This is a genomic window from Derxia lacustris, from assembly GCF_002105195.1.
Taxonomy (GTDB): Bacteria; Pseudomonadota; Gammaproteobacteria; order Burkholderiales; family Burkholderiaceae_E; genus Derxia; species Derxia lacustris.
Map to the genome: position 1 here is coordinate 484234 of NZ_MUHU01000002.1, position 13300 is coordinate 497533.

Here is a 13300-nt window from a genome sequence, read left to right on the forward strand (position 1 = left end):
GCAGCCGGCTCAGCCGCCGATGAAGCTCATCTCGACCCGGCCGTCGCGCGGCTGGCTGCCGGCGCCGCGCAGCTGCGAATAGCGGTCGGCACGCGCCCACCAGGCGCCGGCGATGGCGCCGACCAGACTGTCGTCGTCGGCGCCGTTGCGCAGCAGGCCGCGCAGGTCGTGGCCGTCGCTGGCGAACAGGCAGTGGAACACCCGGCCGTCGGTGGCGAGCCGGGCGCGCGTGCAGTCGGCGCAGAAGGCGCGCGTGACGCTGGAAATCACGCCGACCTCGCCGGCGCCGTCGCGGTAGCGCCAGGATTCGGCTGGCGCGGCCGGATCGTCGCGGCCGATGGCGTCGAGCGGGAATTCGGCGGCGATGCGGCCAATGACTTCGGCGCTGGGCAGCACATGGTCCATGCGCCAGCCGTTGGTCGCGCCCACGTCCATGAACTCGATGAAGCGCAGGATGTGGCCGCTGCCGCGAAAGTGCCGCGCCATCGGCAGGATCTGGTCGTCGTTGGTGCCGCGCTTGACGACCATGTTGACCTTGACCGGCGCCAGGCCGGCGGCGGCGGCCGCCTCGATGCCGGCGAGCACGTCGGCGACCGGATAGTCGGCGTCGTTCATCGCGCGGAATACCGCATCGTCGAGCGCGTCGAGCGAGACGGTGATGCGCGCCAGCCCGGCCGCCGCAAGCGCTTGCGCCTTGCGCGCCAGCAGCGAGCCGTTGCTGGTCATGGTCACTTCCACCGCCGCGCCGTCGGGCGTGACGAGTTCGGCCAGCATCGCCACCAGCTTTTCCACGTTCCGGCGCAGCAGCGGCTCGCCGCCGGTCAGCCGGATGTTGCGCACGCCGAGCTGCACGAACAGCCGGGCCACGCGCGCGATCTCCTCGAAGCTGAGCAGTTCGGCATGCGGCATGAAGTCGTGGTCGAGCCCGAACTTGTCGCGCGGCATGCAGTAGGTGCAGCGGAAGTTGCAGCGGTCGGTCACGCTGATGCGCAGGTCGCGCAGCGGCCGGCCCAGGCGGTCGAGCAGGGCGCTGCCGGCGGGCGGCGCGATGGGCTCGACCGGCGGCGCGGCGGCGTGCCCGGCGGCGGTCAGCGCGCGGATGGGAATGAGTCGACGATTCATGGTCGGTCGAGTGTAGCGGCGACGCAGCGCAGCAAATTTCACGGAAGTGGACCGCTGCGCTTTGCCATGCAACACGATGCTTCGCATGGCGGATTCGCTTCGGTGAAGACGGGACAATCGCGCCAGGCCGGGCAGGTGCCGGCAGGGAGCCGTGAATGCAGGATTTTTCTAGTGAAGCCAAGCGCACCGAAACCGATTCCTTCGGTCCGATCGAGGTGCCCGACGACCGGCTCTGGGGCGCGCAGACCCAGCGCTCGCTGCACCACTTCGCGATCGGCGACGAGCGCATGCCGCGCGAGATCGTGCGCGCGCTGGCGCTGGTCAAGCGCGCCGCCGCGAGCGTGAATTGCGCGCTCGGCCAGCTGCCGGCCGACAAGGCCTCGGTGATCGTCGAGGCCGCCGACGAGGTGATCGCCGGCCATCTCGACGACGAGTTTCCGCTCTCGGTCTGGCAGACCGGCTCGGGCACGCAGACCAACATGAACGTGAACGAGGTGCTGGCCAACCGCGCCAGCGAGCTGCTCGGCGGCGAGCGCGGCGAGGCGCGCAGCGTGCATCCCAACGACGAGGTCAATCGCGGCCAGTCGTCGAACGATGCCTTCCCGACCGCGCTGCACATCGCGGCGACCCAGGCGCTGACCCAGCGCGTGCTGCCGGCGCTGCAAACCCTGCGCGCCGCGCTGGCCGACAAGAGCCAGGCCTTCGTCCACATCGTGAAGATCGGTCGCACGCATTTGCAGGACGCCACGCCGATCACGCTGGGCCAGGAGTTCTCGGGCTATGTGGCCCAGCTCGATTTCGCGCGCCGTGCCATTGAGGCGACGCTGCCCGGGCTGCATGAGCTGGCCATCGGCGGCACGGCGGTCGGCACCGGGCTGAATGCGCATCCGCAGTTCGGCGAGCGCATGGCGGCCGAGATCGCGCGCGTGACCGGGCTGCCGTTCACCAGCGCGCCCAACAAGTTCGCGGCGCTGGCGGGCCATGAGCCGGCCAGCTTCGCGCACGGCGCGCTGCGCACGCTGGCGGTGGCGCTGATGAAGATCGCCAACGACATCCGCTGGCTGGCGAGCGGGCCGCGCTCGGGCCTGGGCGAGCTGAGCATTCCTGAGAACGAGCCGGGCAGCTCGATCATGCCGGGCAAGGTCAATCCGACGCAGTGCGAGGCGCTGACGATGGTGGCGGCGCAGGTGATGGGCAACGACGTGGCGCTGGGCATCGGCGCGGCGAGCGGCAATTTCGAGCTGAACGTGTTCAAGCCGCTGATCGCGCGCAATTTCCTGCACAGCGCGCTGCTGCTCGGCGATGCGATGGAGTCGTTTGCCGAGCATTGCGTGGTCGGCATCGTGCCGAACGAGGGCCGCATCACCGAGCTGCTGGAGCGCAGCCTGATGCTGGTGACCGCGCTCAATCCGCACATCGGTTACGACCGCTCGGCGCAGATCGCCAAGAAGGCGCATGCCGAGGGCACGACGCTGCGCGCGGCGGCGCTGGCGCTGGGCTTTGTCACGGCCGAGCAGTTCGATGCCTGGGTGGTGCCGGGCCGCATGGTCTAGCGGCGCGCAGGGACGAATGAAAAAAGGGCGATCCGAGGATCGCCCTTTTTGCTGCCGCCGACCCTGAGGTCAGGCTTGCGCCGGCGGCTGGTTGTTGCTGCGGGTTTCGACCAGCACCAGCGGACCGGTGTCGGCGACGACGACCGGCTTGCGCTCGCGCGGCACGCGGACCGGTGCCGGTTGCGGCGCACTGGCGGCGGCGAGCTTGCTGCTGTCGGTCTCGACCAGCGTCATGCCGGCATTGGCGAGCACTTCGCGCAAATTGCCGCCGGTCTGCGGCGCCGGCGCGGCGGCCGGGGCTGCCGCAACCGGTTCCACGATGGCGGGCGGCGGGGTTTGCGCGGCTTCGGCGGTTTCGACGACCGGTTCGGCAACGACGCTGCCAGGTTCGGCTTGCGCTGCCGGTTCGGCGGCCACGACCGGTGCAGCTTCGGCGACCGCTGCCGGCGTTTCGACGACTGCCGGTGCTGCTTCGGCAGCCGGCGCCGCCAGTTCGGGCGCGGCGACGGCTTCCACTGCCGGTGCGGCGGCGACGGGCGCGGCCGGTTCGGCGGGGATGGCCGGCGCGGCGGCTTCGGCGACCGGTGCTCCAGCGACGGGCACTTCAACGACCGCTGCTTCGGCGACCGGTGCTTCGGCGACCGCTGCTTCGGCGACCGGCGCGACCGTTTCGGTCACGTCGGCGACCGGCTCGGCCGGGCTGGCGGCGGCGATCGCCTCGGGCTGGACCGGGCTGTCGGTCGGCGCGACGGTCTCGGCGACCGGCGCAGCGGCGGCGACTGCCGGCGCCACCTCGGCCGGCGCTTCGGCGTCGGGCGCTGCTGTGGGCTCGGCCGGCGCGGTGCCGGCTTCGAGGCTGGCGTGCGCGAGTTCGAGCGCACCGGCCTGGGCCGGCGACAGCTCGGCGGTCGGCGCAACGCCGTCCTCGCCGGTGCCGCCATCCTCGCCGCCTTCGCGACGCTCGCCGCGACCACGACCGCCACGGCGGCCACGGCGACGCCGGCGCACTTCACCGTCGCGGGTCTCGCCCGCCTCGCCGGTCTCGTCACCGGCCAGCGCATCGGCGCTGGCGTCGGCGGCGATCGCTTCCTGCTCGCTGGCAGGCGGCGCGACCGGCTCGGCCGGCGGCGTCAGCGCCGGCGCGGCCAGGGCGATGGACGCCGGCACCACCTCGGTCGGCGGCGCGGCTTCGACCGCATCGCCGGTCTCGACGCGCGGCGGACGGCGTTCGCCACGCCGACCGCGACCTTCGCGTTCGCCGCGCGGCTCGCGCGTCGGCTGGTTTTCGAGCGCCGGACGCGATTCGCGCTCGCCGGCCTCGCGTTCGACGCGCGGTTCGCGCTCGGCCCGCGGTTCGCGTTCCGGGCGCGGCTCGCGCGGCGCACGCGGCTCGCGGGCGGCCAGGGCTTCGCCGTCGGCACGCGGTTCGCGCTCGGCGCGCGGCGGACGTTCGCCGCGCGTGCCCCGCGATTCGCCGCGCGCTTCACGCGGCTGGCCGTCGGCGCTGCGCGCTTCGCGGCGCGGGCTTTCGCCTTCGATCCGCTCGCGCCGGCCACGACCGTCGCGCGGCGGCTGAACGCCGCGCTCACGCGAGCCGGCTTCGCGCGTCGGCGCGACGGCGGCCGTCGGCGCGGGCGCCGGGCTCGGCACCGGTGTCAGCGCGCGCACCGGTTCGGGCGCCGGCGCCGGCCGACGGAACCAGCCGAAGATGCGGTCGATCAGGCCGGCCGGTTGCGGCGCGGGCGCGGGCTGGATCACCGGCGCGGCCACGACGGCCACCGGTGCCGGCACTTCGACCACTTCCTCGACCACGGCCGGCGCGGGCGCGCTCGGTGCCGGCTGCTCGGGCAGCACGCCCTTGACCACGGCTTCCTGGCGCGGCTTGGCCTCGCGCTCCTCGCGCTTGGCATAGCCGGTCTGCTCGGGCTCGACCACCAGCTCATAGCTGGCCTTGCCGTTTTCCAGCCGCGCGTCGTCATGACGCAGCCGCTCCAGCGTGTGATGCGGCGTCTCGAGATGCTTGTTGGGGATGAGAACGATCTCGACCTTGTGCCGCGCTTCCACCGCCGAGATCTCGGCGCGCTTCTCGTTCAGCAGAAAGGCCGCGACATCGATGGGCACCTGGCAGTGGACCGCCGCGGTGTTCTCCTTCATCGCCTCTTCCTGAATGATGCGCAGGACATGCAGCGCGCTCGAATCGGTATCGCGGATCACGCCGGTACCGTTGCAGCGCGGGCAGGTCACATGGCTGCCTTCCGACAGCGACGGGCGCAGCCGCTGGCGCGACAGCTCCATCAGGCCGAAGCGGCTGATCTTGCCCATCTGCACCCGTGCGCGGTCCACGCGCAGCGCGTCCTTCAGGCGCTGTTCCACCTCGCGCTGGTTCTTCGCCGCCTCCATGTCGATGAAGTCGATGACGATCAGCCCGCCCAGGTCGCGCAGCCGCAGCTGGCGCGCCACCTCGTCGGCGGCCTCCAGATTGGTGTTGAGCGCGGTGGTCTCGATGTCGGAACCGCGCGTCGCGCGCGCCGAATTCACGTCGATGGCGACCAGCGCCTCGGTATGGTCGATGACGATCGCGCCACCCGACGGCAGGCGCACTTCGCGCGCATAGGCCGTCTCGATCTGGTGCTCGATCTGGAAGCGCGAGAACAGCGGCACGTCATCGTGATAGCGCTTCACACGCTGGATCAGGTCGGGCATCACCACCGACATGAAGCTCTTGGCCTGCTCGAAGATCTCGTCGGTATCGACCAGGATTTCGCCGATGTCGGGCTGGAAGTAGTCGCGAATCGCGCGCACTACCAGGCTCGATTCCAGGTAGATGAGGATCGGCGCGCGGTTTTCCTTCGACGCCGCCTCGATCGCGGTCCAGAGCTGGAGCAGGTAGTTCAGGTCCCAGCGCAATTCCTCGGCGCTGCGGCCGATGGCCGCCGTGCGCGCGATGATCGACATGCCTTCGGGCACCTCGACCTGATCGAGCGCCTCGCGCAATTCCTGCCGGTCCTCGCCTTCCACGCGACGCGAAACGCCGCCGCCGCGCGGGTTGTTCGGCATCAGCACCAGATAGCGGCCGGCCAGCGAAATGAAGGTGGTGAGGGCTGCGCCCTTGTTGCCGCGCTCTTCCTTCTCGACCTGGACGATGAGTTCCTGGCCTTCGCGCAGCGCTTCCTTGATCGAGGCTTCGCGCGGATTGACGCCATCACGGAAGTAGCTGCGCGCCACATCCTTGAATGAGAGAAAACCGTGGCGGTCTTCCCCGTAATTGACGAAACAGGCTTCGAGCGATGGCTCGATGCGGGTGATGACACCCTTGTAGATATTGGACTTGCGCTGTTCGCGCCCGGCCGTCTCGATGTCGATGTCGACGAGTTTTTGTCCGTCGACGATCGCGACGCGAAGCTCTTCGGCTTGCGTCGCATTGAATAGCATGCGTTTCATGGCTCCCCTCGGTTGGGGCAAGCCTCGTCGTCGTCGCTCGGTGGGCCGCCGTTGCCGGGCGTGCCGGGTGCGCTGGCAGGCGGGAAAGGGCGATGAACCCAAATCCGCAGCCATTGGGTCGGAGTCGATGCGAAAAACGGAGCGCGACTGGACAACGGAACCCGCGACGCCGGAAAAGGCGTCGTGACTGCCGTCGCGGAGCAACGAACGGCTCGGGAATCGCACATGCAGCCTTCACGGACGCGGCGGAAACTCCCGGCGGTGCATTCATGCGGACGGCGTGGGGTCCTGGCAATCCAGGGGCGACCATGCAACGCAGCCGATGCAGCCATGACGGCGCATCGGAGACAACCTGACCTTTGCGGTAACCATCCGGTACGCCCGCAGCGCGCAAGACGTCGTACACGACGCCCCGCGTCCACGCGGACGCCAAACAAACGGGCTTGCTAAGTTAATCTCGTTCTTTGCGGTGAACGACCCGGGCCGCTTGATCGCTGGGAACGGGCCTACCCAATTGCTCTTCTTGTTTGCATTTGACTGGGCGCCCTGAGCGGCGAATCGGCGGGGCAATTACGCGGACCGCGCGAATCCAGCAGTGCTGCCAACCGTTGAAGACAAGTCGGCAATTCGGCGGGTTTCGGCTTTGGCGGGTTCCGCCTTCTCGCTAGCAAAAGGCGTTCTAGGCGCAGAGGCAACCGGCAAACTATAAGGTAAATGAATCACTTGGGCAAAAGTCAATCGGAGCCGGGCGGAACCCCGGTCGGCGGCGCGGAATTGCGTGCCGATCAGGTCAATCTGGTCGAAATCGGCGGCGAGGATGAAGGGCAGCGCGTCGACAACTATCTGCTGCGGGTTTGCAAGGGCGTGCCCAAGAGCCATGTGTATCGGGTGATCCGCGACGGCGAGGTGCGGGTGAACAAGCGTCGCGTCAGCGTCGATTACCGGCTGGCGGCCGGCGATCTGCTGCGGGTGCCGCCCATCAGGCTGGCGGTGCGGGCGCCGCAGGTGGTGCCGGGCGCCGAATTCCCGGTGCTGCATGAGGACGCCGAGCTGCTCATCGTCAACAAGCCGGCTGGCGTCGCGGTGCACGGCGGCTCGGGCGTGAGCTTTGGCGTGATCGAGCAGCTGCGCGCGGCCCGGCCGCAGGCGCGCTATCTGGAGCTGGTGCACCGGCTCGACCGCGAGACGAGCGGCATCCTGATGCTGGCCAAGAAGCGCTCGGCACTGGTCAATCTGCATGAGCAGTTCAAGGCCGGCACGACCGACAAGCGTTATCTGGCGCTGGCGGGCGGCAAGGTGCTCAACGAGCGCCAGCATCTCAGGATGCCGCTGTTCAAGTTCACCGATGCCAACGGCGAGCGTCAGGTGCGCGTGACCGATGCGGCCGATCCCAATGCGATGACCGCTCACACCATCGCGAGCGTGATCGAACGATTCGCCGCGCTGCCGGTCGATCCTGCGACTGCCACGCTGGTCGAGTGCCAGCTCAAGACCGGGCGCACGCATCAGATCCGCGTGCATCTGGCGTCGAGCGGCCATCCCATCCTCGGCGATCCGAAGTACGGCGATTTCGCGCTCAACAAGCTGCTGTCGCGCCACGGACTCAAGCGCATGTTTCTGCATGCGGTGCGCCTGAGCATCGACCACCCGGCGACGGGCGAGCGGCTGGCCATCGAGGCGCCGCTGCCCGCCGACTGCCTCAAGTATCTGGAGAAGCTGCGTCATGCCTGAAGCGAGCGCCGGCCGTCCGAGCCGCTATGAAGTGATCGTGTTCGACTGGGACGGCACGCTGATGGACTCGACCGCGACCATCGCGCAGAGCATCCAGCTCGCCTGCCGCGACCTCGGCCTGCCGGTGCCGCCGCGCGAGCGCGCCGCGCATGTGATCGGGCTCGGGCTGCACGACGCGCTGAAGTACGCCGTGCCCGAGCTGCCCGAGGCGCGCGTACCCGAGCTGGTCGAGCGCTATCGCCATCACTATCTGAGCCGCGACCACGATCTGGTGCTGTTCGACGGCGCGCGCGAGCTGCTGGTGCGGCTCAAGGAGCGCGGGCTGTTTCTGGCGGTGGCGACCGGCAAGTCGCGCATGGGATTGAACCGCGCGCTCGGCGTGGCCGGCATCGCGCCGCTGTTCGATGCGACCCGCTGCGCCGACGAGAGCTTTTCCAAGCCGCATCCGGGGATGCTGCTCGACCTGATGGATCAGCTCGGCGTCGAGCGCGACCGCGTGCTGATGATCGGCGACACCACCCACGATCTGCGCATGGCCGAGAACGCGCGCGTCGACGGTCTCGGCGTGGCCTGGGGCGCCCATCCGCGCGAGGAACTGGCGGCGCTGCCGTCGCGCGGCGTGCTCGGCTCGATGGCCGAGCTGTCGGCCTGGCTCGACGCAAACGCATGAGCGCCCCCGACTGGATTGCCATCGCGCCCGAGTCGGCGCTGGTCGACGGCGGCGCGGGCATCCGCTTCGATCTGCGGCTCAAGCTGCCGCGCGGGCCGGAGCCGGCCACCGGCTTTGTCGTGCGCCATCGCGGGCGGGTGTTCGGCTGGCTCAACCAGTGCCGCCATGTGCCCGTTGAGCTGGATTGGGTGCCCGGCCAGTTCTTCGATTCGGCCGGACTTAACTTGCTATGCTCGGTTCACGGTGCCGCCTACGCTCCCGACAGCGGGATTTGCATCAGCGGCCCCTGCGCGCGTGATCGCCTGCAGCCGGTAACCGTCGAAATCCGCGACGGCATCATCGGCTGGATCCCGCGCGGCAGCCTGCTTCCTCCGACCACAACAACAACTAGCCATGACTGACGCGAACGAGTCCTCCTCCGGCCTGCCGTCGGCGCGCGATCCCCAATGGGAGCGCTCCGTGCTCGAAAAGCTGGTGCTGGCCACGCTGGCCGAGCAGCGCGCCACGCGGCGCTGGCGCATCTTCTTCCGGCTGGCCACGCTGGCCGTGGTGGTCTGGGCGGTTTCGGCCGGCATCCGCAATGCGCACATGCCGACCACGCTCGAATCGCCCACCACCGAGCACACGGCGCTGGTCACCATCGAGGGAGAGATCGATTCGAACGGCCGCAATTCGGCCGACCGGCTGATCGAGGCGCTCGACGATGCCTTCGACAACAAGTTCGCCAAGGGCGTGATCGTGATGATCAACAGCCCGGGCGGCTCGCCGGTGCAGGCCGGCATGGTGGCCGACGAGATCAAGCGGCTGCGCGGCCTGCATCCGGACAAGCCGGTGCATGTGGTGGTGCAGGAGATGTGCGCCTCGGGCGGTTACTACATCGCGGTCGCGGCCCAGAACATCTATGTGGACAAGGCCAGTCTGGTCGGCTCGATCGGCGTGATCATGGATTCGTTTGGCGCGGTCGAGCTGCTGAAGAAGCTCGGCGTCGAGCGGCGCGTGTACACGGCCGGCGCCAACAAGGATTTCCTCGATCCGTTCGCGCCGGTCAACGATGTGCAGCGGGCGCACATCCAGTCGATCCTCGACACCGTGCATCAGCAGTTCATCGGCGTGGTGCGCGAAGGCCGCGGCAACCGGCTGAAGGAAACGCCGGAGATGTTCTCGGGGCTGGTGTGGAACGGCGCGCAGGCGGTGGAACTGGGGCTGGCCGACGGTTACGGCACGGTCAATTCGGTGGCGCGCGAGGTGTTCAAGGCCGAGGACGTCATCGACTACACCGTGCAGGAGAGCCCGTTCGACCGCATCACCAAGCGGCTCGGCGCCGAGATGGGCACCGCGATCGGTCAGGTGCTGGCGCGCACCTCGGCGGGTTCAGGGCTGAGCTGGCGCTGACCGGCGCCTACTGCGCCAGGAACAGGAACACCGTCGGCTTCTTGTGGAAGGCCGGCTTGCGGCCCTTCCAGGCCGGCGCGGTGCGGGTCTCGATGCTTTCGTCGGGCAGCGCCAGATGGGTGGCGACGCAAAGCAGCGTGCTCTGCGCGAGCGTGGCGCTCAGCGCGTCGAGCAGCGCCTGATTGCGATAGGGCGTCTCGATGAAGACCTGGGTCTGGCCTTCGTTGCGCGAACGGGTTTCGAGTTCGCGCAGGCGCTGGGTGCGCGCGGCGGGATCGGTCGGCAGATAGCCGTTGAACGCAAAGCTCTGGCCGTTCAGGCCGCTGGCCATCACGCCGAGCAGGATCGAGCTGGGGCCGACCAGCGGCTTCACTGTCACGCCCTTGGCATGGGCCAGCCGCACCAGCGTCGCGCCCGGGTCGGCGACCGCCGGCACGCCGGCTTCCGACACCAGTCCGGCATCGCGGCCCGCGAGCAGCGGCGCGAGCAGCGCCGGCAGCGCATTGGCCGGCGTGTTGATGTTGAGTTCGGCGATCTCGATTTCCTGGATCGGCTTCTGCGTGCCGACCAGCTTGAGGAAGGCGCGCGTCGACTTGGCGTGCTCGCCGATGTAGTAGTCGAGCCGTGCGGCGGTTTCCATGACGCCGGCCGGCAGCAGGCTCGCAAGCCAGGCGCTGCGCGCGGCGTCGTCAAGCGCCGGTTCGGGCACGCCGAGCGTGTTGGGGACGAGGTAGAGCGTGCCGGTCGTCATGCCGCCGCGCCGAAGAACGGGTAGCCGGCGGCGCGCAGCATGCTCACCACCGTGATGAGCGGCAGACCGACGAGCGCGGTCGGGTCATCGGAGGTCATGCGCTCGATGAGCGCCACGCCGAGGCCTTCGCTCTTGGCCGAGCCGGCGCAGTCGTAGGGTTGCTCGATGCGCAGATAGGCGTCGAGTTCGGCGTCGGGCAGGTCGCGAAAGCGCACGGCGGTGCTGACGATGGCGTGCTGCACGCTGTCGCTGCGGGTGTCGTGCAGGGCGACGGCGGTGTGGAACAGAACGTCGCGGCCGCGCATCGATTGCAGCTGCGCGAGTGCGCGGTCGTGGCTGCCGGGCTTGCCGATCTGCCGGCCATCGAGCGTGGCGACCTGATCGCTGCCGATGACCAGTGCATTCGGGCTGCGCTCGCCGATGGCGCGGGCCTTGGCGATGGCCAGCCGCAGCGAGGTGGCTTGCGCGTCTTCACCCGGTAGCGGCGTTTCGTCGACCTCGGGCCGTGCGGTATCGAAGGGGAGCTTCAGCCGGCCGAGCAATTCGCGGCGGTAGGCGGAGGTTGAAGCGAGGATCAGGCGGGGCAGGGCGGAAGCGGTCTCGGGAAGCATGGGAAAATTATGTCATGGCAGATTTGACGATTCCGGATATCGCCGCCTTCGGGCGCGCACATGAAACCCTCAGTGGAAGCACGGCGGTCGCCGACTTGCCGCGCGTGGCCGAGGATGCAAGCTCGCCCGAACCCGTCGAATGGCGGGTCGAGGGCGAGGTCATCACGCGGACCGAGGCGCCCGAATATGCCGATCACATCGGCCTGCGCCTGTTCGTGACGGCGGCGCTCGACGTGCCCTGCGCGCGCTGCCTGGAGCCGCGACGCGCGCTGATCGACATCGACAGCAGCTTCGTCGTGTTCGACAGCGAAGAGGCGGCCGATGCCGCGCCGCTCGACGACGACCGCTTCGATCCGATCGTGGCGCAGCGTTCGCTCGATCTGCGCGAGCTGCTCGAGGACGAGCTGCTGCTGGCGATCGATCCGGCCGGCACGCACGACATCTGTTCGCCCGAGGCGCTGCGCCGGCTCGGACTCACGCCGGTCGGCGAAACCGTCGCGCGCATCGAGGACAAGCCGTCGGCTTTCGACATCCTGCGCAGCCTGCGGAGCGACGGTGGCGAGAAGTGACCGTCGCTGGCGCAGTTCAATGCTAGAATCGACGGTTATCTTTTTCAGAATTCCTGCGCCTTCGTGCAGATGGCCGAAGGGCCGGGAATTCCTGGCGTCGAGCGCAACCGCTTCAACGCCGATCCATCCGTAGGGAGCTTTTCATGGCCGTTCAGCAAAACAAGAAAACGCCGTCGAAGCGCGGCATGCACCGTTCGCACGACTTTCTGACCAACCCGGCGCTGTCGGTCGATCAGAACACCGGCGAAGTCCATCGTCCGCACCACATCAGCCCCAACGGCCTGTATCGCGGCAAGAAGGTCGTCAAGACGAAGGAATGATGGCCGGTGCCGTCGGCACTGCTCCGCATTCACTTCTCCCCAGACTGCCCTTGGCGATCACACTGGCCGTCGATTGCATGGGCGGCGACCACGGTCTCGTGGTCACGCTGCCCGCAGTCACGCAATTCCTCTCGCGCGAGCCCGAAGCTCGCTTCGTGCTGGTTGGTCAGCAGGCCGCCATCGAGGCGGCGCTGCCCGCCGCCTTGCGCGCCGATCCGCGGATCACGATCCATCACGCGTCGGAAGTCGTGGCGATGGATGACGCGATCGAAGTGGCCCTGCGCCGCAAGCGCGACTCGTCGATGCGCGTTGCCGTCGAACTCGTCAAGAAGGGTGTGGCCGATGCCGCGATCTCGGCGGGCAACACCGGCGCGCTGATGGCGATATCGCGCTATGTGCTCAAGACGCTCGACGGCATTGACCGCCCGGCAATCGCCTCGCTGATGCCGAACGCGATCGGTGGCGCGACCACGGTGCTCGATCTGGGCGCCAACGTCGATTGCACCGCCGAGCATCTGCTCCAGTTCGGGATCATGGGTTCCGCACTGGTTTCCACGCTCGAAGGCAAGGCAAGGCCGACCGTCGGCCTGCTCAACATCGGCGAAGAGGTCATCAAGGGCAATGACGTGGTCAAGCAGGCCGCCGAATTGCTGCGCGCCTCGAACCTGAATTTCTTCGGCAATGTCGAGGGCAACGACATCTTCACGGGCCGCACAGACGTCATCGTCTGCGACGGCTTCGTGGGCAATGTCGCGCTCAAGACCAGCGAAGGTCTGGCCCAGATGATCGGCGCCTTCATCCGCGAGGAGTTCACGCGCACGCTGGGCTCCAAGCTGGTGGCGCTGCTGGCCAAGCCGATTCTTTCGCGCTTCAAGAAGCGGGTCGATCACCGCCGCTACAACGGTGCGGCACTGCTCGGCCTGCGCGGCGTGGTCATCAAGAGCCACGGTTCGGCCGATGCGTTTGCCTTCGGCTGGGCGCTCAAGCGCGGTTTCGATGCCGCGCGCGGCAAGCTGCTCGAAGGCGTGGCCGACGAACTGGCCAGTTACCGCGCGGCCCATCCCGACGCAACCGCGCCGGCAGCCGTCGTGCTGCCGCCTGCCGATCCGGCTTCCTCGCACTCCGCCGCCGTCTGACGGT

The 13300-nt window shown here is 68.8% G+C and carries 12 protein-coding genes; 8 read left to right on the top strand and 4 right to left on the bottom strand.

The genetic code is table 11. From position 1 onward, the window contains the following. Positions 1-9: 9 nt before the first annotated feature. Positions 10-1122, bottom strand: a complete 1113-nt coding sequence (gene moaA, locus B9P64_RS03915) for a GTP 3',8-cyclase MoaA (protein ID WP_085314899.1) — start codon at positions 1120-1122, stop codon at positions 10-12. 155 nt (positions 1123-1277) lie between these two features. Between moaA and fumC the strand changes: the two genes are divergently transcribed. Then, positions 1278-2675 (top strand): class II fumarate hydratase, encoded by a 1398-nt coding sequence (gene fumC, locus B9P64_RS03920; protein ID WP_085314900.1) that lies wholly within the window; start codon positions 1278-1280, stop codon positions 2673-2675. Positions 2676-2744: 69 nt separating this feature from the next. On the opposite strand, the gene B9P64_RS03925 is transcribed toward fumC, so the two are convergent. After that, a complete protein-coding gene (locus B9P64_RS03925) occupies positions 2745-6116 on the bottom strand; it encodes an Rne/Rng family ribonuclease (protein ID WP_085314901.1) in 3372 nt (1123 codons plus the stop codon). Between the two features lie 714 nt (positions 6117-6830). Between B9P64_RS03925 and B9P64_RS03930 the strand changes: the two genes are divergently transcribed. From B9P64_RS03930 to B9P64_RS03945, 4 genes are read left to right on the top strand one after another with little or no spacing between them, the layout of a single operon-like run. Continuing rightward, the gene (locus B9P64_RS03930) at positions 6831-7847 is read left to right on the top strand and encodes an RluA family pseudouridine synthase (protein WP_085314902.1); all 1017 of its coding nucleotides are present in this window, start codon (positions 6831-6833) and stop codon (positions 7845-7847) included. Further along, positions 7840-8517 (top strand): HAD family hydrolase, encoded by a 678-nt coding sequence (locus tag B9P64_RS03935; RefSeq protein WP_085314903.1) that lies wholly within the window; start codon positions 7840-7842, stop codon positions 8515-8517. Before B9P64_RS03930 ends, B9P64_RS03935 begins: the two co-directional genes overlap by 8 nt. Then, a complete protein-coding gene (locus B9P64_RS03940) occupies positions 8514-8918 on the top strand; it encodes a Rieske (2Fe-2S) protein (RefSeq protein WP_085314904.1) in 405 nt (134 codons plus the stop codon). The genes B9P64_RS03935 and B9P64_RS03940 overlap by 4 nt, the downstream gene beginning before the upstream one ends. Next, positions 8911-9909 (top strand): S49 family peptidase, encoded by a 999-nt coding sequence (locus B9P64_RS03945; protein ID WP_085314905.1) that lies wholly within the window; start codon positions 8911-8913, stop codon positions 9907-9909. Before B9P64_RS03940 ends, B9P64_RS03945 begins: the two co-directional genes overlap by 8 nt. 7 nt (positions 9910-9916) lie before the next feature. On the opposite strand, the gene B9P64_RS03950 is transcribed toward B9P64_RS03945, so the two are convergent. Together B9P64_RS03950 and B9P64_RS03955 are read right to left on the bottom strand one after the other, a co-directional pair. Further along, positions 9917-10660 carry an SAM-dependent methyltransferase gene (locus tag B9P64_RS03950; protein WP_085314906.1) on the bottom strand — a complete coding sequence of 248 codons (744 nt, stop codon included), beginning with the start codon at positions 10658-10660 and terminating at the stop codon, positions 9917-9919. Further along, complete coding sequence (locus tag B9P64_RS03955) at positions 10657-11271, bottom strand: Maf-like protein (protein ID WP_085314907.1); 615 nt, start codon at positions 11269-11271, stop codon at positions 10657-10659. The genes B9P64_RS03950 and B9P64_RS03955 overlap by 4 nt, the downstream gene beginning before the upstream one ends. A gap of 14 nt (positions 11272-11285) precedes the next feature. On the opposite strand from B9P64_RS03955, the gene B9P64_RS03960 reads away from it, so the two are divergent. The 3 genes from B9P64_RS03960 to plsX all read left to right on the top strand — a co-directional run bounded on the left by B9P64_RS03960 (position 11286) and on the right by plsX (position 13296). Then, positions 11286-11840, top strand: coding sequence for a YceD family protein (locus tag B9P64_RS03960; RefSeq protein WP_085314908.1), 555 nt, complete (start codon positions 11286-11288; stop codon positions 11838-11840). A gap of 143 nt (positions 11841-11983) precedes the next feature. Next, positions 11984-12160 (top strand): 50S ribosomal protein L32, encoded by a 177-nt coding sequence (rpmF, locus tag B9P64_RS03965; protein ID WP_085314909.1) that lies wholly within the window; start codon positions 11984-11986, stop codon positions 12158-12160. A 50-nt stretch (positions 12161-12210) separates the two neighbouring features. Further along, the gene (plsX, locus tag B9P64_RS03970) at positions 12211-13296 is read left to right on the top strand and encodes a phosphate acyltransferase PlsX (RefSeq protein ID WP_085314910.1); all 1086 of its coding nucleotides are present in this window, start codon (positions 12211-12213) and stop codon (positions 13294-13296) included. The last annotated feature ends 4 nt before the right edge of the window (positions 13297-13300 follow it).

What these genes read in the sequence shown, in the direction of transcription:
- B9P64_RS03945 (WP_085314905.1), top strand. Translation starts at nt 8,911, where the DNA reads ATGACTGACGCGAACGAGTCCTCCTCCGGCCTGCCGTCGGCGCGCGAT.
- rpmF (WP_085314909.1), top strand. Translation starts at nt 11,984, where the DNA reads ATGGCCGTTCAGCAAAACAAGAAAACGCCGTCGAAGCGCGGCATGCAC.
- B9P64_RS03950 (WP_085314906.1), bottom strand. Translation starts at nt 10,660, where the DNA reads ATGACGACCGGCACGCTCTACCTCGTCCCCAACACGCTCGGCGTGCCC.
- moaA (WP_085314899.1), bottom strand. Translation starts at nt 1,122, where the DNA reads ATGAATCGTCGACTCATTCCCATCCGCGCGCTGACCGCCGCCGGGCAC.
- B9P64_RS03935 (WP_085314903.1), top strand. Translation starts at nt 7,840, where the DNA reads ATGCCTGAAGCGAGCGCCGGCCGTCCGAGCCGCTATGAAGTGATCGTG.
- B9P64_RS03960 (WP_085314908.1), top strand. Translation starts at nt 11,286, where the DNA reads ATGGCAGATTTGACGATTCCGGATATCGCCGCCTTCGGGCGCGCACAT.
- B9P64_RS03955 (WP_085314907.1), bottom strand. Translation starts at nt 11,271, where the DNA reads ATGCTTCCCGAGACCGCTTCCGCCCTGCCCCGCCTGATCCTCGCTTCA.
- B9P64_RS03930 (WP_085314902.1), top strand. Translation starts at nt 6,831, where the DNA reads ATGAATCACTTGGGCAAAAGTCAATCGGAGCCGGGCGGAACCCCGGTC.
- fumC (WP_085314900.1), top strand. Translation starts at nt 1,278, where the DNA reads ATGCAGGATTTTTCTAGTGAAGCCAAGCGCACCGAAACCGATTCCTTC.
- B9P64_RS03940 (WP_085314904.1), top strand. Translation starts at nt 8,514, where the DNA reads ATGAGCGCCCCCGACTGGATTGCCATCGCGCCCGAGTCGGCGCTGGTC.
- B9P64_RS03925 (WP_085314901.1), bottom strand. Translation starts at nt 6,116, where the DNA reads ATGAAACGCATGCTATTCAATGCGACGCAAGCCGAAGAGCTTCGCGTC.